Consider the following 20,810-nt stretch of genomic DNA (forward strand, 5'->3'; position numbering starts at 1 on the left):
GGGCGGGCCGGTCGGCCCGCCCGGACACCCGCTTCGGCGTCGGGCGATACCGGAGGGAACTTCATGGCGCGGATGCCGTTGGCCGAGCGGCGCAGACAGCTGACGGAGGCCGCGATCCGCGCGATGACCCGCGACGGGGTGGCCCGGACGACCACCCGGTCGATCGCCGCCGAGGCGGGCGTGTCGCTGAGCGTCTTCCACTATTGCTTCGACTCCAAGCAGGCCCTGCTGGAGTCCGTCATGGAGTCGATCACCGGGCACTACGTCACGGTGGTGGCGGAGGCGATCCGGCCGAGGGAAACCCTCCGGGAGACCATCCGGGCCGGCTTCCAGGCCTACTGGGACGATGTGGCGGCCAGCCCCGGCGAGCACATGCTCACCTACGAACTCACCCAGTACGCCCTGCGCGAGCCGGGCTTCGAGCACCTGGCGCGGCGGCAGTACGAGATGTACTGCGAGACCTACGGCGAGCTCATCGGGCGGCTCGGCAAGGCCATGGAGTTCGATTTCGCGGTCCCCGTCCCGGTCCTGGCCCGCTATCTGGCGGCGATGACGGACGGGATGACCCTGAACCTCCTCGTCCTGGGCAACGACGAGGCCGCCGCGGAGATCCTCGACCTGATCACCGACCACGTGGCCGGCCTCGTCCACGACCCCGCGTAGCCGCGGACAGGGGCGCCGCATCGGCCGGCCCGGTCAGTCCAGAGTCGGGTGCGCCTCCGGGTGGGCGTTCCACCAGGCGCGGTGGAAGGCGTTGTTGTCCACATTGGCCAGGTACGCGGAGACCGCCGCGCGGTAGAAGAGCCCCGCCTGGTGGGCGGAGACCGCCGACCGGTTCCACGCGAGCCGGATGCGCCCGGTGACCGGGTTGCCGATCAGGGGCCGCATCACCGTCCCCGGCACCGCCGGGGCGGTGGGCTGGCTCAGGGAGATCGCCCGCCCCGCGGCGATCAGGTCGTGCTGCATCTTGCGGTCGGTGATCCGGTAGCGCAGCGAGGGGACGAAACCTGCCTTCGCGCAGGCCTCGACCAGGGCCTCGGGGCCGCCGTCGTCGTCCTCCACCAGCGCCATCCACTGCTCCTCGGCCAGGTCGGCCAGATCCAGGGCCCCCCGGGCCGCCAGCCGGTGCCCGGCCGACATGCGGATGCAGAACGGCTCCTTGGAGACCAGTGTCCGGGCCAGGACTCCCCCGGGCAGCGGGACCTCGTGCTCGTTCACCTCGCCGTACACGATGACGTCGTACTGGCCCGCGCCGAGCATCCGTACCAGCGCCGTCACCGAGTCCTCCAGGTCCACGATGATCTCCCGGCCGGACAGCGACAGGCCGGTGCGGGCGAGCAGCCCGTCGATCAGCACCAGCAGGATGCAGCCGAGGCGCAGCGGGGCATCGGCCGCCATGGCGCGCGCCTGCGCGCCGAGGGCGTCCATCTCGCCCAGCACCCGGCGCGCCTTGGCCAGGACGAACTGGCCCAGCGGGGTGGGCTCCACCCCGCGTCGGCCGCGGACGAAGAGCTCGCCGCCCGTGACCCGCTCGATCCTGCGCAGCTGAGCCGAGAGCGCGGGCTGGGAGATCCCGAGCCGTCGCGCCGCGCCCCCCAGGCTGCCGGCTTCCGCTATCTGGCAGACGGCTTGCAGATGCCTCAACTCCAGCTGCATTCAGGCAGCTTACGCAGCGTGACGCGACCGCACCATAACTCGCGTCTTATGCGTGCAGGGATGTCCCAATCTCGTCATGTCCACGCTCATACTCGGCGACGCGTACAAGCCTGACCCCCCACAACACGATCGGAGTGGACTCTTGCAGCCCACCAGATGGACGGCGTCCGTGGCAGCCCTCGCGCTGACCGCGAGCCTCGCCGGAGCACTGGCCGGTACCGCCTCGGCCGCGCAACAGACCGAACCGGTACCGCCCAGGCAGGCCAAGTCCGCCGAGCGCGCGGTCGCCGCCGCCGACGCGGCCGTCAAGAGCGGCCTCGACACCCTGGTCAACTCCCCTCAGCAGCAGTACGAGCGGCGCCTGGTCACTCCCTGGGTGCAGGACCTGTACTCCGTCGCCTACGAGCGCAGCTACCGCGGCCTGCCGGTCGTCGGGGGCGACGCGGTCGTCCTCGCCGACGGCGAGGGCCGCGTCCGCGCCGTCCAGTCGGCCTCCTCGACCGTGATCGACGTGGCGACCACCCCGTCCGTCGACGCGAAGGCGGCGGAGTCCGCCTCGCGGGGCGAGCTGGCCAAGGTCGACAAGGTGGAGAGCAGCCGCCTGGTCGTCAAGCTCAAGGACGACCGGCAGGTCCTGGCCTGGGAGACCGTCCTCTCCGGCCGTACCCGGACGGCGCCCAGCAAGTTGCACGTCTTCGTGGACGCCCGCACCGGCAAGGTCGTCGACCGCTACGACGACGTCGTGGCCGGCAACGGCAACAGCAAGTGGAACGGCCCGAACCCACTGACGATCGACACCACGGCGTCCGGCGGCACGTACTCCTTGCGCGACCCGAACCGGGCCGGTCTGACCTGCGCCGACTACAGTTCCGGCACGGTCTTCTCGAAGTCCTCCGACTCCTGGGGCACCGGCAACGCCACCTCCAAGGAGACCGGCTGCACGGACCTGATGTTCGCGGCGCAGAAGCAGTGGGACATGCTGGGCCAGTGGCTTGGCCGCAACGGCGTCAACGGCAACGGCCGGAGCTTCCCGGGCAAGGTCGGCCTCGGTGACCTGAACGCGTACTGGGACGGCAGCTCGGTCACCATCGGGCACAACCAGGCCAACGAGTGGATCGCGGGCGTGGACGTGGTGGCCCACGAGTACGGGCACGCGATCGACTCCAACACCCCCGGCGGCACCAGCGGCCAGGAGTCCGGGCTCGGCGAGGCCACCGGTGACATCTTCGGTGCGCTGACCGAGGCGTTCGCCAACGAGCCCTCCCCGTACGACACCCCGGACTACACCGTCGGCGAGATGATCAACCTGGTGGGCACCGGGCCCATCCGGAACATGTACAACCCGCCGGCCGTCAACAACGACCCGGCCTGCTACAGCTCCGCGATACCGGGCACCGAGGTGCACGCGGCCGCGGGCCCGCTGAACCACTGGTTCTACCTGCTGGCCGAGGGCACCAACCCGGGCGGCGGCAAGCCGAACAGCAGCACCTGCAACCAGTCCACGCTGACCGGCGTGGGCGTGCAGAACGCGGGCAAGATCTTCTACGGCGGCATGCTGCTGAAGACCTCCAGCATGTCCTACAAGAAGTACCGCACGGCGACGCTGAGTTCCGCCAAGTCGCTGGACACCACCTGCAACCTGTTCAACAAGACCAAGGGCGCCTGGGACGCCATCAGCGTTCCCGCCCAGTCCGCCGACCCGACCTGCACCCCGAGCGGCCAGAACAACGACTTCACGCTCGCGCTGAACCCGTCCTCGGGCACCGTCCAGCAGGGCGCCTCGGCCACCACCACCGTGGCCACGGCGGTCTCCACGGGCACGGCCCAGCAGGTGACCCTCACCGCGTCCGGCCTGCCGGCCGGGGTGAGCGCCTCCTTCAACCCGGCCACCGTGCAGTCCGGCCAGTCCTCCACGCTGACCCTGACCGCCTCTTCCAACGCGGCTCCCGGCACCTCGACCGTCGTCGTCAAGGGCCAGGGCACGACCCTCTCGCACACCGTCGACTACGCGCTGACCGTCGGCGGCACCACACCCGACCCGGGCGCGCCGAACATCGACGTGTCCGCCGTTCAGGGGCACTTGACCCAACTGAACTCGATCGCCTCACAGAACGGCGGCAACCGCCGGGCGGGCAGCGGCGGTTACACCCAGTCCGTGGCGTACATCAAGGGCAAGCTGCAGGCCGCCGGCTACACGGTCACCGAGCAGAACTGCACCTCGTGCACCTACCCGTCGAACAACCTGATCGCGGACTGGCCCGGCGGCCCCGCCGACCAGACGGTCATGTTCGGCTCGCACCTCGACAGCGTCTCGGCGGGTCCGGGCATCAACGACAACGGATCGGGATCCGCGACCCTGCTGGAGAACGCGCTGGTCCTCGCCCAGAAGAACCCGACGATGACCAAGCACGTGCGCTTCGCGTGGTGGACCGACGAGGAACAGGGCCTCAACGGCTCGAAGTTCTACGTGGGCCAGCTCAGCAGCACCCAGAAGTCGGCCATCAAGGCCTACTACAACTTCGACATGGTCGGCTCGACCAACGGCGGATACTTCATCAACAACGTCAACTCCACCGCCGCGGCCCCCCTCAAGGCGTACTGGACCTCACTGAACCTCGCCCCCGAGGAGAACACCGAGGGCCAGGGCCGCAGTGACGACTACTCCTTCCAGCAGGGCGGCATCCCCACCTCCGGCTACGCGGCCGGTGCCAGCGCCCGCAAGACCTCGGCGCAGGCCGCGAAGTGGGGCGGCACGGCGAACGCGGCCTACGACTCCTGCTACCACAGCTCCTGTGACACCACGGCCAACATCAGCGCGACGGTCCTGGACCGCAGCGCCGACGGCGTCGCCTACGCCGTCTGGAAGCAGGCCGTGGGCGGCGGCACCCCGGCGCAGGACTTCTCCCTCGCCACCTCCCCCGCGGCCGGCTCCGCCAACCCGGGCGGCAGCGTCACCTCCACCGTCAACACCACCACCGTGAGCGGCAGCCCCCAGACCCTCGCCCTGTCCGTCTCGGGCGCTCCGGCCGGGGTCACCGCGACCCTCAGCCCGGCCTCCGTGCAGTCCGGCAGCTCCTCCACGCTCTCCGTCCAGGTCGGCGCGGGCGCTGCGCAGGGCACGTACACCCTGACCGTCACGGGCTCGGGCACCGTCAGCCACACCACCACGTACACCCTGACCGTGGGTGGCGGCACGGGCACCTGCACCCCGGCCCAGGTCGTCGCCAACGGCGGCTTCGAGAACGGCTCCAGCCCCTGGAGCGCCACCTCCGGCGTCATCACCAACCAGTCCGGCGAGGTCGCGCACAGCGGCTCGTACATGGCGTGGCTGAACGGCTGGGGCTCCCCGCGCACCGACCGCGCGACGCAGTCCCTGACCCTGCCGTCCGGCTGCGCCTCGGGCCGGCTCTCCTTCTACCTGCACATCGACACCGATGAGACCGAGGACGTCGTCTACGACACCTTCACGGTCTCGGTGGGCGGCCAGACCCTGGAGACCCTGTCCAACGTGGACGCGGGCTCCGGCTACACGCTCAAGAGCTACGACGTCTCCCGGTTCGCCGGCCAGAGCGTCACCCTGCAGTTCCAGGGCCTGGAGGACCAGTCCCTCCAGACCTCCTTCGTCGTGGACGACGTCACCCTCCAGGTGAGCTGACCTCCCGTCGCCCGGTCCGGCACCCGCCGGACCGGGCTCCGTCCTGTCCGGCCCGGCCCGGCCGGTGCGCGGGAAGCACGACCCCGGTGTATGCAGGAGGCATGGACCCTCGGCTGCCGCCCGCACGTACTCGCCGGTACGGGGAACCGCGCATGGCGCTGGCGGCGGTTCCCTTCGCCCTGATCGCGCTCGTCACGGTGGTCGACGTCCTGGCACCGCCCGACGTCCACCTGGGGCCGTTCCTGGTCGCCGCCCCGGCCCTGACCGCGTCCTTCGCCGGGCCTCGGATGACGGGGTTCGTCGGGGCGGTGGCGGTGCTGGCGCAGGTGATCGTCGCCGTCGCACGGACCACCCTCACGGACCTGAACCACACCTTCCAGATCATCGCGCTGGTCCTGATCTCGGCTTTCGTGACCTTCTTCGCACACCTGCGCGAGGCGCACGAGAAGCAGCTCACCCAACTGCGCTCCGTGGCCGTGGCCGCGCAGCAGGTGGTGCTGCGGCCGCTGCGCGAGAGGATGGGGCCGCTGCGGGTGGCCTGCGTGTACCTGGCCGCCGAGGCCGAGGCGCAGATCGGCGGCGACCTGTACGCCGCGGCGCGGACCGCGCACGGCACCCGGCTGCTCATCGGGGACGTCCGGGGCAAGGGCCTGGCGGCGGTCGGGGACGCGGCCATCGTGCTCGGTGCCTTCCGGGCCGCCTCGCACCAGGAGACGGACCTGCCCGAGCTGGTCGCGTATCTGGAGGCCGCCGTCGCCGCCGATGCGGACGAGGCCGAGGATCCGGGCCGCCCGGGCGAGGGCTTCACCACCGCGGCCGTGCTCGACATCCCCGACGGGGAGATGACCCTGCGCGTCCTCAGCTGCGGGCACCCGCCGCCCCTGCTGCTGCGCGGGGGCCGCGCCGTACCGCTCCAGGTGGACCATCCCGCGCCCCCGCTGGGTCTGACGCAGTACGTCGACACGGGCTTCGCCGCGCAGTCGTTCCCGTTCGAACCGGGCGACGTCGTGCTCCTCTACACGGACGGAGTCATCGAGGCCCGCGACGCGGCCGGGAACTTCTACCCGCTGCCGGACCGGGCGGCCGACTGGCCCGGCGACGGCCCGGACGCGCTGCTGCGCCACCTGTGCGCGGACCTGCTGGCCCACGCGCCGGGGGGCCACCTGGGCGACGACGCCGCCCTGGTAGCCATCGAACGCCTGGCCGGCTCCTGACATCGGCGGGGCAACCGATCCCATCTGACGGGCACTTGGAAGCCGGGCCGCCGCTTCTCTGAAGACGGACCTCACACCCGAGCAGTTGTGGGGCGGGCTCTTCCCCCGCACCGTCTCGGGGGAGCCCACCGCCGCATGCCTGTTCCAGCGCTCCCTGCCCCGCCCCCGCGACGCGATCCAGTTCCTCAGCCGCTGCCGGGACATCGCGGACGAGCGGGGAAGCCGGCGGATCACCGAGGAGGACGGCCGCCGCAGCCCGGCGAGGACGAGTTCCACGTGCACCCCTGCTTCCGGCCCGCCCTCGGCAGCCGCGAACCCGTCTCCTTCGCCCCGTACGGCCCGAGCCGCGACCGGAACGTACTGGTGGACGCCAGGCAGCGCGCGATCTCCGTGCGAGGGGCCGACGTCTCGCTGACCATCAACCGCAACGCGCCTCGCCGCCCAGCTCGCCGCCCCGCTCGCCGGCCAGGGCATCCGTGACGAGCCCCTCACCCGCCGGCTCGAAGGCGAGGCCAGGGACCTGATCCGCACCGTCGGCGGAGCCACCGGGGGCGGCGGCGGCTCGGACTCCCCGTGAGGGAGGGACCGGCCCGGGTCCGGGGCCGGCCCCTCCCTCACGGCAGCGTTCTCAGCCCCCGTCGCGGACCGCGACGATGCCGTTGAACACGCCGACGTAGGCGGTGCCGTCGGGGCCGAGGGTGATCGGCGCCCAGTTGTTGTCGTACAGCGGGCCGGTGCCGGTCAGCTGCCGCCAGCGGCGCTCACCGGTGCGGAAGTCCACCGCGGTGAGGTACCAGGCGTCGATGCCCCAGGAGTTGGGCTCCTTCTCGTAGAAGTAGAGCAGCCCGTTCCCGGTGGAGAGCTTGGGGACGACGGAGGGCGAACGGATGGCGCTCTCCCAGACCGTGTCGCAGCCGCTGCCGTCGGCGCGGACGTCGATGCGGCTGACGCCGCCGACGACCGACTTGCCCAGCAACAGCGAGGTGAGGTTCTCGTAGCCGTAGTTGTTCTCGACGACGATGCTGTTGCCCCAGGTGATCAGGGAGTTGTCGGTGGTGGAGGCGCCGGCGCCGAAGACCGGCACCTTGCAGACCAGCCGCTGGTCCGCCGGGACGTTCACGCCCCGCTTGTAGACCAGTACGTTCATCCGGTCGTCGGAGTTGTCGGTGATGGCGACGTATCCGTTGCCGAACAGGTCCGGGGTGGTGCCCGAGCCCTGGTTCACGGAGCCGGGCTTGGTGCCCGTACCGCGGTCGTACGTCTGGCGCCACTGGACCTCGGGGGTGCCGTCGGCGGTGGCGCGGAAGCTGTAGAGGGCGTGGTCCGTGACGATGGAGACCCCGTCCTCGGCGACCGAGAAGGAGTTCTGGATCTCCTCGCCGGCGAGCCGGACCGAGCGGATCTCCGAGGTCGCCGGGTCCACGGTGCCGACGCGGCCCTGACGGGTGACCCACCAGATGCGGCCGTTCCAGTCGGGCATCACCGAGGTGACGGGATCGCAGGTGCCACTGGGCCGCAGGTTGGTCCAGGTGACGCAGTCGTGCGGGACCTGGCCGGTGAGGTCCCAGTCGTCGGCGACCGTGAACTTCCAGCTGCCGTCCGGGTTCTGTCCGTGTGAGAGGCGCAGGACGTGCTGGCGGGAGTCGGCCAGCACGGCGCGGTCCTGGTCGTCCAGGTAGAAGTAGGCGCCGCCCGAGGTGTCCTTGAAGATCTTCGCGAAGTCGAGCGAGGTGATCGCCTCGACCGTCGAGGAGCGCTGCGGGAGCCGGTATTCCGCGAGCGTGGCGAGCGTACGGGGTTCGAGGAGTCTGACCTCGAACCCCGAGAAGGTGCCGCACACCGTGACCAGGCGGCCGCCCGCGTCGAAGGTGGCGGTGGCGCATTCCCCGCCGAGGGCGGCGATCTTCTCGCTGGTCACCTGCGGGTTCTTGCCGAGCGGCCCGGACCAGGGCGAGGTCGCGCTGCCGGCCGCGTCGGAGTGCATGCCGCTCCGGCCGTTGGGCGCGAGGAAGGGGTGCTGCGGCGGCGCCTCGCCCGGGAGCGGGACGGCGGCGGCGGGGCTGCCGTCGTAGTGGCTGATCAGGCGGTGGCCTGGGGCCTTGGGTATCTCTTCGGCCTGCGCGGGGACGATGGCGTACATCGCCGTGAACACGGCGAGGACCGGGACCACGGCGCAGTTCAGCGCTCTTCGGAACATCCGGACTTCCTCCATTCTCTTCAGTTCTATTGACAATGCGTCTGACATCGCGCCGCCGCCAGACGCTAGATCGCACTGCCCGTGGAGTCCATGGAAGAGCCGGATGATTCACGAAGGCGCAACAGTCGATCACGCCGCGCCCGTTCTAGGGCCTGAGGCCCGAGACCACGTTCGCGGTGGCCGAGAGGCCGTCGTGGATGGTCGCGGCCATGCTGCTGCTCGCGAGGTAGAAGCCGAGCAGGACGCAGACGATCGCGTGCGAGAGCTTGAGACCGCCGCCACGCAGGAAGATCCACGCGAGGACGAGGAGCAGGACGACCACGGAGAGGGAGATCACCATGGGGAACACCTCCTTTCGCGGCGCCATGGTGGCGCAGGAGGAGGCCCCGTCGGGCGAAACCCGCGTCCGCCAAACGGGTGTTGACCGTCCGTGACCGGCCTTCAGTGCTTGACGATCTCGTCCCAGCGGGTCGTACGGTCACACCAGCGGGCGAGCAGGACGGGGTCGTGGCCCACCGCGAGGAGTCCGGCGCCGGTCTCCGCCCGGTACTCCTCGACCACCCCGACCAGGGCCGCCGTGGTGGAGGCGTCGAGCATCGCGGTCATCTCGTCGCAGACCAGCCAGCGCGGGCGCAAGACCAACGCCCGTGCCAGGCAGGCCCTTTGCAGCTGACCGTCGCTGACCTCGTGGGGACGCCGGGCGAGCAGGTCCGCGCCGAGGCCGACGCGCGCCGCCAACGCGTCGACCGCCGAACCGATCTCGTTACGCCGTCCGGTCGCGCGGAGCGGCTCGGCGACGAGGTCGCGCAGCCTGAGGCGAGGGTCCGCGGACAGCCTGGGCTGCTGGAAGACGACTCCGACGCCGATGCGCAGGGAGCGCGGGGCCCGGTGCCGAAAGCCCGTCACGGCGCGGCCGTCGAAGGCGACCGTCCCCCGGTCGGGACGGTGCAGCAGGGCGGCGACGCGGGCGAGGGTGGACTTCCCGCAGCCGCTCGGCCCGAGCAGCCCGACGGACTCGCCGGGGTGCAGGCTCAGGTGCGCGTCCCGCACCACGGGGGCGCGGCGGTCGTACCCGGCGGTGATGCCGGTGAGCTCAAGCATGGTGGCAGGCCACCCCTTCGGTGAGCGGGGGCCGCTGCGCCCGGCAGTGCGCGTCGGCGCGCGGGCAGCGCGCGGCGAAGGCGCAGCCGGGCGACAGCGAGCCGAGCTCGGGCGGGGCGCCGGGGATGGGGGTGAAGGCGCGCTCGGGGAGGGCTTCCAGGAGTCCCCGGGCGTAGGGATGGCGCGGGCCCGGTTCCCCGAAGAAGGCGTCGGCGGGGGCGAGTTCGACGATCCGCCCGGCGTACATGACGGCCACGGTGTCGGCGATGCGCCGGGCCGCCGCGAGGTCGTGCGTGATCATCAGCAGGGCCCGGCCCGCGTCGCGGGTGTGCGCGCGCAGCTCGTCCACGGTGCGGTGGACGAGGTCCCGGTCCAGGCCGGTGGTCGGCTCGTCGGCGAGGAGCAGGGGCGCGTCGCCGATCAGGGCCAGGGCGGTGGCGGCGCGCTGGGCGAGGCCGCCGGAGAGTTCGTGGGGGTAGCGGTCGAGGTGGGTGGCGGGGAAGGCGGCGCGCTCCGCCGCGGCCCCGGCCGCCGCGCGCAGTCGCCCCTTGGCCGTACCGGTCAGCGCGCGGACCGTTTCCTCCAGGTGGGAGCGGACGGTTCGGACGGGCGTCAGGTGCGCGGCGGGGCTCTGCGGGACGAGGCCGACCCGGCGGCCGCGGACGGTGCGGGCGAGCGTCCGCTCGTCGGCGGCCAGGAGGTCGAGCCGGTCGTCCGGGCCCAGCCAGGCCGACCCGGCGGTTTCCGCGTTGCCGGGCAGCAGCCCGAGCAGGGCGGAGGCGAGCACGGACTTGCCGCAGCCGCTCTCCCCCACGAGCGCGAGGCACTCGCCGGGGCCCAGGTCGAAGGTGGCGTCGGTGACGGCCTCGACGTGGCGGCCACCGCTCATGCGGAAGCGGACCGACACCCGGTCGAGCGCGAGCACCGGCCGCCCGGCGGGAGCAGCCGCGGTGGTGGTCGGCAACGAGGAGGGGGACGGCGACGGGGGCGGGTTCACAGGGTCAGCTCCGAGCGGCGGCGGGGGTTGCGGCGCTCGCGCCAGGCGCCCGCGAGTCCGGCGATCGCCAGGGTCGGCACGATCAGGAAGAGGCCGGGGAACAGCGTCGGCCACCAGTCGCCGGCGAGCAGGGAACCGCGGGCGCCCTGGACGAGGTTGCCCAGGCTCGCCTGGTGGGCCGGGAGCCCGAGGCCGAGGAAGGACAGCGCCGACTCGTGCCACATGGCGTGCGGGACCATCAGGACGGCCGCCAGGCCGGCCTGCGGCAGCACGCCCGGCACGAGGTGGCGGACGGTGATCCGCCACCGCGAGGCGCCGCCCGAGACGGCCGCGTCCACGAAGGGCCGCGACCGCAGCGACAGCACTTCGGCGCGCACGATCCGGGCGGTGGACAGCCAGTGCGTCAGAGCCACGGAGACGACCACCGGCCACACCCCCGGGCGGAACATCGCGACGAGGAAGATGCCCAGCAGCAGGTGCGGGATGGAGGACAGCGTGTCCACCACCCGCATCACCAGCCGGTCCGTCCAGCCGCCCAGCGCCCCCGCGGCCGCGCCCACCGCCGTGCCGATGACGGTGGCGACGAGCGCCGCGACCAGGCCGACCAGCAGCGAGATCCGCAGCCCGTACACGCACCGCAGCAGGAGGTCGCGGCCCACGTCGTCGGTGCCGAAGGGGTGGGACCAGGACGGCGCCTGGAGTCGGGCCGACAGGTCCACCGCCTGTTGGTCCACCGGCACCAGCGCCGGCACCAGCAGGACGGCGAGCACCAGCAGCGCCACCAGCGCCACCGAGGTCCGCACCCGCACGGCGCGCGTCGAGCGCCGGTCGCGGCCGTGCGGGCGCCAGGTCACCTCAGCCATCGAAGCCCACCCTCGGGTCCGCCAGGCCGTACAGCAGGTCGGACAGCAGGTTCCCGGCCAGCACCGCCGCCGTCGCCAGTACGGTCAGGGCGGCGAGCAGCGGGAAGTCCACGGAGGTGGCGGCCTGCACCGTGGCCGCCGCGATGCCCGGCCAGCTGAACACGGTCTCCACCAGCAGCGCGCCGGTGATCAGCTCCGGCACCCGGGATCCGATCAGGGTCAGCATCGGGAGCATTCCGGAGCGCAGGCCGTGCGCCAGCAGGATCCGCCGCTCGGCCACGCCGCGCGCGCGGGCCCCGCGTACGGGGTCCTCCTGCAGCGCGTCGGCCACGCCTTGGCGGACGTACAGGAAGAACCAGGGGAGTTGGGAGACGCCGAGGACCAGGGAGGGCAGGACCAGGTGGCGCGCCACCTGGTCCGCCGTCACCACGTCGCTTCCCGCGTCGGTGAGGCCGCCCGAGGGCAGCACGCCGAGCCGCACCGAGAAGAACCAGATGGCGAGCAGGCCCAGCCAGAAGGCCGGGGCCGCTTCCAGGGTGTACGCGAGCGAGGAGGCACCCCGGTCCAGCCAACCGCCCTGGCGGCGGGCGGCGAGTACGCCGAGCCCGGTCCCGAGCAGGACGGCCACGGCGAACGCGCTCAGCGCGAGGAGCGCCGACCAGCCCACGCGCTCGCCGATGACGTCGGCCACCGGCTGGCGCATGACGGAGGAGGTGCCGAGGTCGCCCGTGAGCGCCGAGGTGAGCCATTGCCACCAGCGGGCCACCATCGGCTGGTCGGCGCCGAGGTTGGCGCGCAGCTGGTCGAGTTCGGCCTGCGAGGCGGTGAGGCCCGCGGTCCCGGCGTAGGCCTTCACGGGGTCGAAGGGGGACAGCGCGGCGACGGCGAAGACGCCGAAGGTGACGGCGAGCAGGACGGGGGCGGCGAACAGGGCCCGCCGCCCCGCCATGCGCGCCATCGGCCCCCAGGGGAGGCGGACGGAGCGGGAGGTCACTGGCCCGGGCTCACTTCTGCTTCGGCTTCCAGCTCTCGACGTTCCACCAGGGGCCGGAGCCGAGGCCGTGGTCGTGCGGCTCGACCTGGGTGGTCAGCGACTGCCACTTGTCGTTCACGACGTAGAGGTGGTCGATGTGGGTGAGGAAGACGTAGCCCGGGTCCTTCACGAGCTCGCGCTGGACGGTGTCGTACGCGGCCTTGCGCACGGCCGGGTCGCCGCTCTTGCGGGCGTCCGCGAGCGCCTGGTCGACCACCGGATTGTCGTACTGGGCCATGTTGTTGAAGCCGTCGCCCGCGAGCGAGGAGGTCAGCAGGAGGTACTGGTCGAAGTCGGGGTCGGCCGGGGAGCCGCCGCCCGCGAGGACCGCGTCGGTCTTCATCCGGGGCTCGATGACCTCCCAGGTGCCGGCCTCGGTCTTGACCTCGATGCCGGCCTTCTTGGCGTCGGAGGCGAAGGCGAGGGCGTGGTCCTGGCGGATCTTGTCGCCGGAGGTGTACCAGAGCGGGAAGGAGGCGCGGACGCCGTCCTTGGCGCGGATGCCGTCGGCGCCCGGCGCCCAGCCGGCGTCGTCGAGGATCCGCTTCGCCCGGGCGAGGTCGTACGGGCGCTCCGTGCCGGCGGTGAACCAGGGGCTGCCGGTCGGGACGGGGCCGTGGGCGGGTTTGCCGCCGCCCTCCAGGAGCTTGTCGACCATGGCGGCCCGGTCCACGGCGATGTCCAGGGCCCGTCGGACCGCCACGTCGCCGGTGACCTTGTTGTGCGTCGGCAGGGTCACGTTGCGGTAGTCGAAGGACGTGGCCGCGTACAGGGTGCGGTCCGTGTCCCGGGCGAAGCCCTCGGCCAGGTTGGGCGGCAGGATCGCGGCGTCCAGTTCGCCGGAGCGCAGCCGGGTGGCCCGTACGTCGTCGTCCTTGACGACGGCCATGGTGAACCGTTTCACCGCCGGCTCGCCGCCCCAGTACGAGGGGTTGGCCCTGAAGCTCAGCTTCTCGCCCTTGGACCAGCCGGTGAGCAGGTACGGACCGGTGCCGACGGGCTTGGTGGTGAAGGCGCCGCTGTTGACGTCCTGGGCGCCCGCGATGTGCTCGGGGGCGATGGGCAGGACGGTCCGCTCGGCGAAGGGCGCGTAGGGGTACTTCAGCTTGAAGACGACGGCGCCGTCACCCTGGGCCTCGACGCCCTCGATGGCGTCGAGCTCGGTCTTGGAGGCGTTGTTCGTCTTCGCGTCGAGGATGGTCCTGTAGGTGAAGACGACGTCCTTGGCTCCGAAGGCCGCGCCGTCGCTGAACTTCACGCCGTGGCGGAGCTTGTAGGTGTAGGTGAGCCCGTCCGCGGAGACCTCCGGCAGGGCCTCGGCCAGCGCGGGCTTCAGCTTCATGCCGGCGTCGTGGGTGAGCAGCCCGTCGAAGATCTTGGAGTTGCCGTCCTTGCCGTAACCCAGCAGCGGGCTGAGGGTCTCGGGCTCGTTCGCGATGCCGACCACGGCGGAGGCCGCTCCGGCGGACCCCTCCGTGTTCCCCGAGGGGGCCGAGCAGGCCGCCGCGCCCGTGATGAGTGCGGCGGCCAGCGTCGCGCCGGCCGCTCCCCGTACTGTCCGGGCCGTCATGTCGTGCACATCCCCGCTCTTGATGTTCTGATGCTATTGCAAAGGCTTCGCAATAATGCCAGACATGATCAGAAGAAGACGAACCAGGCCACATCGACCGCCGCCGCCCCTCCCCCGCACCCTTGCGGCCAGAGCGGGTTCCGGCCGCGCGGGTCTTGCCCGGCCGCCCCGCCCCGTGCCATACATGTCTAGACCTTTATGAGGAAGCGGAGGAAGGGCGCCCCTGTGCCGCACACCGCCCCGGGCCGCGCGGCCCGGCTGACCACGCCCGCCGCCGCATCGGCCGCCGCGACGGCCGCCGCGACGGCCCTGGCGCGCGCGGCGGCCGTGGCGGTGCTGGCGGCCCTGGCTGCCTGCACCGCGCCCGACACGACCGCGCCGGCCGCCCCCGGCGGCCTCACCGCGCAGGCCGGCAGCGCCACTTCGGTGCACGTCATGTGGCAGTCGCCCGCCCCCGCGCAGGGCGTGACCAACTTCCTGGTCTTCCAGGGCGACCACCTGGTCCGCGAAGTCCCCGCCGACAAAACCATGGTGGACGTCACCGACCTCACCCCGCAGACCGGCTACTCCTTCACCATCCGGGCCCGCGACTCCGCCGGGAACACCTCCGCGCCCAGCGCCGCCGCCTCGGCCACCACCCCCGCCGCCAAGGCCGAGGACCACCGGGCCCCCACGGCCCCGCCGACCGCCACGGGCCGCGCGCTGGGGCCCACCTCCGCCCGGCTGACCTGGGCCGCGGCCACCGACGACTCGGGCGTCACCTCGTACGACGTCTACCAGGGCGGCATCAGGATCCACACCGCGGGCCCGACGCAGACCGAGACCACCCTGGACGGCCTCCAGCCGGACACCGTCTACACGTTCACCGTCCGGGCCCGTGACGGCGCCGACAACTCCTCCCCCGACGGCCCCCCGGTGGACGTGACCACCCCGGCGGGCCCCGGCCAGCGGCCGAACACCGCCCCCGCCGAGTTCACCGCGACCGCCTCACCCGGCACGGTCACCCTTTCCTGGACCGCGCCGGACACCGGCCGGGAGACCAGCGAGTACCAGCTGTTCGTCAACGGAGCGCCCACCACGGTCATCCAGTTCGGTACAGGCGCGGTGCCCGCCGGCCGGGCGGAACACCGGCTCACGGTCACCGAACCCGCCGGCACGGTGTGGACCGTGAAACTGCGCGCCCGCCTGCCCGACGGCAATTGGGGGGCCTTCTCCGCGGAACGGCGGATCGTGCTCACCGCCTGAGCGACGCTGGAGGGGCGGGCAGGTCGCGACAGGCATCCGGCGCGAACCGCACTCCCGCCAAGGAAGATCACGCACAATGCTTCCGTGTTCGGTGATTACTCGGTCAACAACAATCAGTCGGACCCCGCGGGCGGCGCCCCTCGGCCAGACTCTGGCGCCGTGCCGGGAAACCTGCCGCCGGAACCGGCGGGCTTCGTGGGCCGGGAGCAGGAAATCGGCCTCCTCGACGTCCTGTTGCGCGAGCGCAGGCTCATCACCCTCACCGGGGTCGGCGGGGTCGGCAAGTCACGGCTCGCCCTGCGCGCCACCACCGGCCCCCAGCACGCGCGCCGCGACGGCGTCTGGTGGGTGGAGCTCTCACCCCTGCGCGACCCCGAGCTCCTGACCGCCACCGTCGCGCACACCGTCGGCCTCGCCGACCACTCCGCCCGCCCCCTCGACGAGGAGCTGTGCGCGTGGATGGCCGACAAGGAGCTGCTCCTCGTCCTGGACACCTGCGAGCACCTGGTCGCCGCGTGCCGCCACCTGGTGGGCGAACTCCTGCAGTCCGCTCCCGGGTTGACCGTACTGGTGACCTCGCGCGAGCCGCTGGGATGCCCCGGCGAAACGCGCGTCGAGGTCCGCCCGCTGCCCTGCGAGGGGCCCGGCAGTGACGCCCTCGTGCTCTTCCGGGCCCGCGCCCTCGCCGCGACCCCGCAGTCCGCGGCCGCCTTCGAGGACCCCGACCGGGCCGCGATCGCCGCCGAGGTGTGCCGCCGCCTGGACGGCATCCCGCTCGCCCTGGAGCTGGCCGGAGCCCGGATGCGGCTGTGGACCCTGGAGCAGATGGCGCAGCGGATCGTGGCGCGCTTCGACACGCTGTCCGACACCCGGGCCACGATGCCGCCCCGCCACCAGACGATGCGCACCGCGATCGGCTGGAGCCACGAGCTGTGCGAGCCGGTCGAGCGGCTGCTGTGGGCCCGGCTCTCCGTCTTCACCGGGGACTTCGACGTCGCCGCGGCGCGGGCGGTGTGCTCGGGCGGCCCGCTGCCCGCGGCGCGCGTGGAGCGGGTGCTGACCGGACTGGTGGCGAAGTCGGTGGTCCTGCGCACCGAGGAGCGGGGCGCCGGGGCCCGCTACCGGATGCTGGACACGATCCGCGAGTACGGCCACGACTGGCTGACGGAGCTCGACGAGGCAGGGACCGTCGCCGACCGGCACGCCCACTGGTACGCGGCGCTCTGCCAGGCCGCCGACCGGGGCTGGCTGGGGCCGGGCCAGGTGGACTGGTACCGCAGGATGACCGCCGAGCACGCACAGCTGCGCACCGCCCTGGAGCACCTGCTCGGCACGGACCCCACGGCGGCCGTGGAAACGGCCGGGGCCCTGTGGTTCTTCTGGTTCTCCTGCGGGCACGTGCACGAGGGCCGCGGCTTCCTGGAACGGGCCCTGCGGGCGGCCCCGCGCTCGGGTGCGGCGTACACGGGGGCGCTGTGGGCCCTGGGGCTGACGGCGCTGCTCCAGGGCGACATGGACGCGGCCCGGGAGCTCGGCGAGGAGTGCACCCGCGAGGCGGCCCGGCTGGTCGACCCCGAGCCGGAGCTGCGCGCCGCGTATCTGCACGCGGTGGCCGTGATGATGCCCGGCGACGCGCTCGGGGCCCTCGCACTGGCCGGGCCCCGGGCCCGCGCCGACCACGGCGGCCGGACCAGCGGCGCGGGCTGGCTCCTGTGCCGCCTGGCCACCGGGTACGCGCTGTGCGACCTCGGCCGCTTCGAGGAGGCCGCCGACGAGGCGCGCGGCCTGCGCGAGGCGTGTACGGAGCTGGGAGAGCGCTGGCTGCGGGCGTACGCGGACTACATCCTGGCCGTCTCCGCGCTGGGGCTCGGCCACCACGGGGAGGCCGCCCGGCACGTACGGGCCATGCTGTCCGGCAAGCGGCTGCTGGGCGACCGCTTCGGCATCGCGCTCGGCCTGGACCTGCTGGCGGCGGCGGTGGCGGCGCTGGGCGACGGCGAACTGGCGGCGCGCCTGCTGGGCACGGGGCACGCCTGGTGGCGCACGGTGGGGCGGCCTCAGATGGGCTCCCCGTCGCTCACGGCCCTGCGGGACCAGGGTGAGCGCCAGGCCCGGGCGGCGATCGGCGACGAGGCCTACGAGGCCGCGTTCCAGGGCGGTGCGGCGGCGTCCACCGGCTGAGCACCAGCCGGAGGACACCGTAAGGACTCCTGGACTCCCGTCAGTACGGGAGGGGTCTGCCCGACGGTGTGCGCAGATCCAGGTCTCGGGGTGCGGGCTTGGGAACGGGCTTGCGGATCAGCTGCTGGCGCATGCTGCCTCCTCGCTCAGACCAGGGCCGGGCGGCGGGGTTCCACCGTGCGGCCGTCGGGGAGCAGTTCACCGGTGTCGTCGAAGACCACGGCGCCGTTGCAGAGCAGGCTCCAGCCCTGTTCGGGATGGAAGGCCACCGTGCGGGCGGCGTCGTGATCGACGCTGTCGGCGCTCGGGCAGGGGGGCTGGTGGGAGCACATGGCGCACCTCCTCGCAGAGTGGGGCGGGAGGGCCGGTGGTCACCCGGTCAAATCCGCGATCCACGGTGGCGGTGAGTATTGCTGATCGCCACCCCTGGGCGGAACCCATATTCGCCGTCCAGTTCAGGGTGTGTATGCCCGATTACCATGCGCTCATGCCCGCTATCCGGATCATTCACCGAACGCGTCTGAGCCCGTTGGCGGCGTGGCTCAGGCTGACGGACTGGGAACGGCACGGCGCGCAGGTTCCGCTCACCCGGACGATCATCGAAACGGCCGGGCCCACGCGCGTCGGAACCCGCTTCACGGCGCGTACGGGTGTGGGCGGCCTCACGTTCGACGACCCGATGGAAGTGACCGTCTGGCAGCCCCCCGAGGGGGCCGCGCCGGGACTGGTGCGGCTGGTCAAGCGCGGCCGCGTGATGACGGGCTGGGCGGAGATCGAGATCCGCCCGGCCCCGGCCGGGGGCAGCGAGGTCCACTGGCGCGAGGACATCGGCGTGCGGGGCCTGCCCCGCGCCCTCGATCCCGTGGTCGCGGCGACCGGCCGCAGACTGTTCGGCCGGGCCGTTCAGCGCCTGCTGTCAGCGGCCTGACCCGGCCGTCCGCGGCGCGGGAAGGACCGGGCCCGACAAGGGGCCCGGCCCGGCCGGCGGCGTCCCGCGCCTAGCGGATCGGCATGTCGGAGATCGTGCGGGCGATCACCAGGCGCTGGATCTCGCTCGTCCCTTCGAAGATGGTGTAGATCGCGCTGTCGCGGTGCATCCGCTCCACCGGGTACTCGCGGGTGAAGCCGTTTCCGCCGAGGATCTGGACCGCCTGGGCGGTCACCTTCTTGGCCACCTCGCTCGCGAACAGCTTCGACATCGAGCCCTCCGCCGAGGTGAAGGGCCGGCCGGCCACCGCCATCCAGGAGGCCCGCCACACCAGCAGCCGGGCCGCGTCGATCGAGGTGCGCATGTCGGCGAGCTGGAAGGCGACGCCCTGGTTGTCGATGATCGGACGGCCGAACTGGGTCCGCGTCTTGGCGTAGTCGAGGGCGACCTCGTAGGCCGCGCGGGCGGTGCCGACGGCCATGGCGCCGACCGCCGGGCGGGAGGCCTCGAAGGTGGCCATGGCGGCGTTCTTCACGCGCTCCCCGCCGCCGCTGCGCGCCCGCTCGTGGGCCCTGGCCAGCCGCTCGTCCAGCTTCTCCTTGCCGCCGAGCAGGCAGGACCCGGGCACCCGCACGTCCTCCAGTACCACCTCGGCGGTGTGCGAGGCGCGGATGCCGTGCTTCTTGAACTTCTGGCCCTGGGACAGGCCCGGGGTGTTCGGCGGCACGATGAAGGAGGCGTGGCCCTTGGTGCCGAGCTCCGGGTCGACGACGGCGACGACGATGTGGACGTTGGCGATGCCGCCGTTGGTCGCCCAGGTCTTGGTGCCGTTCAGCACCCACTCGTCCTTGGCCTGGTCGTAGACGGCGCGGGTGCGCATCGAGCCGACGTCGGAGCCGGCGTCGGGCTCGGAGGAGCAGAACGCGGCCACCTTCACGTCGTCGGGGGTGCCGTACATCTGCGGGATCCAGGTGCCGATCTGCTCCTCGGTGCCGTTGGCGACGACCCCGATGGCGGCCAGGCCGGTGCCGACGATGGACAGGGCGATGCCCGCGTCGCCCCAGAAGAGCTCCTCCATCGCCATCGGGATGCCGAGGCCGGTGGGGTCGAAGAACTGCTGGGCGTAGAAGTCGAGCGAGTAGATGCCGACCTTCGCGGCCTCCTGGATGACGGGCCACGGAGTCTCTTCGCGCTCGTCCCATTCCGCGGCGGCGGGCCGGATGACATCGGCGGCGAAGCCGTGGATCCAGTCCCGTACCTGCTTCTGGTCGTCGTTGAGCTCCATGGTGAACTCCGCCATGTCCCCTCCAGGTGTCTCTTGCTTGTCTCACGAGCGGTTACTAGCGGTAACCCGAGAATGGCCACAGTCTGTTACCGGCGAGTAAGCACTGTCAAGCGCGGCGGGAGTCCGCCGGTGCGACCTTCGCCGGTGAGATCTCCAGGGTGTGCGGGGTGTTACGTTGCGTGGGCGTCACGCACATCGCAAGGGCGGGGAGAGAACACGTTGGAGACCACGCAGCAGGCCGGCGAGCCGGGAGCGGCCGAGCGCCGGCGGCGGGAACTGCTGGAAGCGGCCGACCGGGTCGTCCTCAGGGACGGCCCCAAGGCGTCCATGAACGCCATCGCGGCGGAGGCCGGCATCACGAAGCCGATCCTCTACCGGCACTTCGGCGACAAGGCGGGCCTCTACCAGGCGCTCGCCGTCCGGCACACCGACGCGCTGCTCGACTCGCTGCGGGCCGCCCTCGACGCCCCTGCCGAGCGGCGCCGGCGGGTGGAGGCCACCCTCGACACGTATCTCGTCGCCATCGAGGCCCGCCCGCAGGTCTACCGCTTCCTCATGCACCCGGCCGAGGACTCGCACACCGCGGAGCGCGGCTTCGACGTCGGCCTGCACTCGGCCCCGCTGCTGCGCCGCCTGGGCGAGGAGCTGGCGAAGGTGATCGGCGAGCGGGTGGACCTCGGCCCGGGCGGCGAACGGCTCGCCCGCATCTGGGGCCACGGCATCGTCGGCATGATGCACGCGGCCGGCGACTGGTGGCTCGGCGAGCGACCGTGCGAGCGCGCGGAGCTCGTGGCCGGCCTGACCGACCTCCTCTGGGGCCGCCTGGGCACGGCCGGCAACCGCGCGGACGGCCCGGGCTTCTGACCGCCCGATTCAGCCTCGCCG

17 protein-coding genes are annotated in these 20,810 nt (G+C 72.6%); 7 read left to right on the forward strand and 10 right to left on the reverse strand.

Annotated features, from left to right (window positions below):
* The first annotated feature begins 63 nt into the window (after positions 1–63).
* Complete coding sequence (locus ACFWB8_RS21985; protein WP_385229644.1) at positions 64–663, forward strand: TetR/AcrR family transcriptional regulator; 600 nt, start codon at positions 64–66, stop codon at positions 661–663.
* A 33-nt stretch (positions 664–696) separates the two neighbouring features.
* On the opposite strand, the gene ACFWB8_RS21990 is transcribed toward ACFWB8_RS21985, so the two are convergent.
* Positions 697–1,656, reverse strand: coding sequence for a LysR family transcriptional regulator (locus ACFWB8_RS21990; protein ID WP_385229502.1), 960 nt, complete (start codon positions 1,654–1,656; stop codon positions 697–699).
* A gap of 169 nt (positions 1,657–1,825) precedes the next feature.
* On the opposite strand from ACFWB8_RS21990, the gene ACFWB8_RS21995 reads away from it, so the two are divergent.
* Together ACFWB8_RS21995 and ACFWB8_RS22000 are read left to right on the forward strand one after the other, a co-directional pair.
* Positions 1,826–5,311: a M28 family peptidase gene (locus tag ACFWB8_RS21995; RefSeq protein ID WP_385229505.1), complete on the forward strand. Its 3,486-nt coding sequence runs from the start codon at positions 1,826–1,828 to the stop codon at positions 5,309–5,311.
* 152 nt (positions 5,312–5,463) lie between these two features.
* On the forward strand, positions 5,464–6,525 hold the full coding sequence (locus tag ACFWB8_RS22000) for a PP2C family protein-serine/threonine phosphatase (RefSeq protein ID WP_385229507.1): 1,062 nt from the start codon (positions 5,464–5,466) through the stop codon (positions 6,523–6,525).
* 628 nt (positions 6,526–7,153) lie between these two features.
* On the opposite strand, the gene ACFWB8_RS22005 is transcribed toward ACFWB8_RS22000, so the two are convergent.
* The 7 genes from ACFWB8_RS22005 to ACFWB8_RS22035 form a co-directional block, all read right to left on the reverse strand.
* A complete protein-coding gene (locus tag ACFWB8_RS22005; protein ID WP_385229510.1) occupies positions 7,154–8,722 on the reverse strand; it encodes a hypothetical protein in 1,569 nt (522 codons plus the stop codon).
* Positions 8,723–8,867: 145 nt separating this feature from the next.
* Positions 8,868–9,062 carry a hypothetical protein gene (locus ACFWB8_RS22010; protein ID WP_385229513.1) on the reverse strand — a complete coding sequence of 65 codons (195 nt, stop codon included), beginning with the start codon at positions 9,060–9,062 and terminating at the stop codon, positions 8,868–8,870.
* A gap of 101 nt (positions 9,063–9,163) precedes the next feature.
* Positions 9,164–9,823, reverse strand: coding sequence for an ABC transporter ATP-binding protein (locus tag ACFWB8_RS22015; RefSeq protein ID WP_385229516.1), 660 nt, complete (start codon positions 9,821–9,823; stop codon positions 9,164–9,166).
* Positions 9,816–10,712 carry an ABC transporter ATP-binding protein gene (locus ACFWB8_RS22020; protein ID WP_385229647.1) on the reverse strand — a complete coding sequence of 299 codons (897 nt, stop codon included), beginning with the start codon at positions 10,710–10,712 and terminating at the stop codon, positions 9,816–9,818. The genes ACFWB8_RS22015 and ACFWB8_RS22020 overlap by 8 nt, the downstream gene beginning before the upstream one ends.
* Before the next feature lie 104 nt (positions 10,713–10,816).
* Positions 10,817–11,683 (reverse strand): ABC transporter permease, encoded by an 867-nt coding sequence (locus ACFWB8_RS22025; RefSeq protein WP_385229520.1) that lies wholly within the window; start codon positions 11,681–11,683, stop codon positions 10,817–10,819.
* Entirely contained in the window at positions 11,676–12,641 is a 966-nt protein-coding gene (locus ACFWB8_RS22030) for an ABC transporter permease (protein ID WP_385229523.1), read from the reverse strand. Before ACFWB8_RS22030 ends, ACFWB8_RS22025 begins: the two co-directional genes overlap by 8 nt.
* Positions 12,642–12,687: 46 nt before the next feature.
* Positions 12,688–14,286 (reverse strand): ABC transporter substrate-binding protein, encoded by a 1,599-nt coding sequence (locus tag ACFWB8_RS22035; RefSeq protein ID WP_385229526.1) that lies wholly within the window; start codon positions 14,284–14,286, stop codon positions 12,688–12,690.
* Between the two features lie 225 nt (positions 14,287–14,511).
* On the opposite strand from ACFWB8_RS22035, the gene ACFWB8_RS22040 reads away from it, so the two are divergent.
* On the forward strand, positions 14,512–15,531 hold the full coding sequence (locus ACFWB8_RS22040; RefSeq protein ID WP_385229529.1) for a fibronectin type III domain-containing protein: 1,020 nt from the start codon (positions 14,512–14,514) through the stop codon (positions 15,529–15,531).
* Positions 15,532–15,690: 159 nt separating this feature from the next.
* Positions 15,691–17,712, forward strand: a complete 2,022-nt coding sequence (locus tag ACFWB8_RS22045) for an ATP-binding protein (RefSeq protein WP_385229532.1) — start codon at positions 15,691–15,693, stop codon at positions 17,710–17,712.
* Between the two features lie 146 nt (positions 17,713–17,858).
* Here the strand turns inward: ACFWB8_RS22045 and ACFWB8_RS22050 are convergent, their stop codons facing one another.
* Positions 17,859–18,044 (reverse strand): DUF5999 family protein, encoded by a 186-nt coding sequence (locus tag ACFWB8_RS22050; RefSeq protein WP_385229535.1) that lies wholly within the window; start codon positions 18,042–18,044, stop codon positions 17,859–17,861.
* Positions 18,045–18,199: 155 nt separating this feature from the next.
* On the opposite strand from ACFWB8_RS22050, the gene ACFWB8_RS22055 reads away from it, so the two are divergent.
* A complete protein-coding gene (locus ACFWB8_RS22055) occupies positions 18,200–18,640 on the forward strand; it encodes an SRPBCC family protein (RefSeq protein WP_385229538.1) in 441 nt (146 codons plus the stop codon).
* A gap of 70 nt (positions 18,641–18,710) precedes the next feature.
* Here the strand turns inward: ACFWB8_RS22055 and ACFWB8_RS22060 are convergent, their stop codons facing one another.
* Positions 18,711–19,940 carry an acyl-CoA dehydrogenase family protein gene (locus ACFWB8_RS22060; protein WP_385229541.1) on the reverse strand — a complete coding sequence of 410 codons (1,230 nt, stop codon included), beginning with the start codon at positions 19,938–19,940 and terminating at the stop codon, positions 18,711–18,713.
* Between the two features lie 204 nt (positions 19,941–20,144).
* Between ACFWB8_RS22060 and ACFWB8_RS22065 the strand changes: the two genes are divergently transcribed.
* A complete protein-coding gene (locus ACFWB8_RS22065) occupies positions 20,145–20,789 on the forward strand; it encodes a TetR family transcriptional regulator (protein ID WP_385229545.1) in 645 nt (214 codons plus the stop codon).
* Positions 20,790–20,810 lie beyond the last annotated feature (21 nt).

Origin of the sequence: Streptomyces sp. NPDC060031, from assembly GCF_042736805.1 — a bacterium.
Taxonomy (GTDB): Bacteria; Actinomycetota; Actinomycetes; order Streptomycetales; family Streptomycetaceae; genus Streptomyces.

Bases quoted from the DNA above. Each gene is read 5' to 3' on its own strand.
- ACFWB8_RS21985 (WP_385229644.1), top strand. From the start codon at position 64: ATGGCGCGGATGCCGTTGGCCGAGCGGCGCAGACAGCTGACGGAGGCC.
- ACFWB8_RS21990 (WP_385229502.1), bottom strand. From the start codon at position 1,656: ATGCAGCTGGAGTTGAGGCATCTGCAAGCCGTCTGCCAGATAGCGGAA.
- ACFWB8_RS22000 (WP_385229507.1), top strand. From the start codon at position 5,464: ATGGCGCTGGCGGCGGTTCCCTTCGCCCTGATCGCGCTCGTCACGGTG.
- ACFWB8_RS22005 (WP_385229510.1), bottom strand. From the start codon at position 8,722: ATGTTCCGAAGAGCGCTGAACTGCGCCGTGGTCCCGGTCCTCGCCGTG.
- ACFWB8_RS22010 (WP_385229513.1), bottom strand. From the start codon at position 9,062: ATGGTGATCTCCCTCTCCGTGGTCGTCCTGCTCCTCGTCCTCGCGTGG.
- ACFWB8_RS22015 (WP_385229516.1), bottom strand. From the start codon at position 9,823: ATGCTTGAGCTCACCGGCATCACCGCCGGGTACGACCGCCGCGCCCCC.
- ACFWB8_RS22020 (WP_385229647.1), bottom strand. From the start codon at position 10,712: ATGAGCGGTGGCCGCCACGTCGAGGCCGTCACCGACGCCACCTTCGAC.
- ACFWB8_RS22025 (WP_385229520.1), bottom strand. From the start codon at position 11,683: ATGGCTGAGGTGACCTGGCGCCCGCACGGCCGCGACCGGCGCTCGACG.
- ACFWB8_RS22030 (WP_385229523.1), bottom strand. From the start codon at position 12,641: ATGGCGCGCATGGCGGGGCGGCGGGCCCTGTTCGCCGCCCCCGTCCTG.
- ACFWB8_RS22035 (WP_385229526.1), bottom strand. From the start codon at position 14,286: ATGACGGCCCGGACAGTACGGGGAGCGGCCGGCGCGACGCTGGCCGCC.
- ACFWB8_RS22050 (WP_385229535.1), bottom strand. From the start codon at position 18,044: ATGTGCTCCCACCAGCCCCCCTGCCCGAGCGCCGACAGCGTCGATCAC.
- ACFWB8_RS22055 (WP_385229538.1), top strand. From the start codon at position 18,200: ATGCCCGCTATCCGGATCATTCACCGAACGCGTCTGAGCCCGTTGGCG.
- ACFWB8_RS22060 (WP_385229541.1), bottom strand. From the start codon at position 19,940: ATGGCGGAGTTCACCATGGAGCTCAACGACGACCAGAAGCAGGTACGG.